Origin of the sequence: Allobosea sp. ASV33 (genome assembly GCF_016428755.1) — a bacterium.
Classification (GTDB): Bacteria; Pseudomonadota; Alphaproteobacteria; order Rhizobiales; family Beijerinckiaceae; genus Allobosea.
The window spans coordinates 1-320 of the sequence record NZ_JAELTI010000258.1 but is presented as its reverse complement, the minus strand read 5'-3'; the positions used below and the strand labels follow the sequence as shown (position 1 = coordinate 320).

Here is a 320-nt window from a genome sequence, read left to right as displayed (position 1 = left end):
GGGCGCTAGCCGAGCTCAAGGCGCGCATCGAGCCGCAGGAGCCGGAGGACACATTGCCGCCGGCACCGAAGCAGAGTGGGCCGCAGATCGTCGCGGCGCCGGGCGAGATGCCGATGCTGTCCGGGCCCTGTCTCTTATACACATCTCCGAGCCCACGAGACTCTAGGCGCGATCTCGTATGCCGTCTTCTGCGTGAAAGGGGGGGGGGGGGGGGGGGGGGGGGGGGGGGGGGGGGGGGGGGGGGGGGGGGGGGGGGGGGGGGGGGGGGGGGGGGGGGGGGGGGGGGGGGGGGGGGGGGGGGGGGGGGGGGGGGGGGGGGG

1 protein-coding gene is annotated in these 320 nt (G+C 79.1%); it reads right to left on the bottom strand.

Features of this window, described 5'->3' with window-relative positions; translation table 11 throughout:
* Positions 1-134: 134 nt before the first annotated feature.
* The coding region (locus tag JHD80_RS27425; RefSeq protein WP_199093765.1) for a hypothetical protein at positions 135-320 on the bottom strand (186 nt) is incomplete at its 5' end.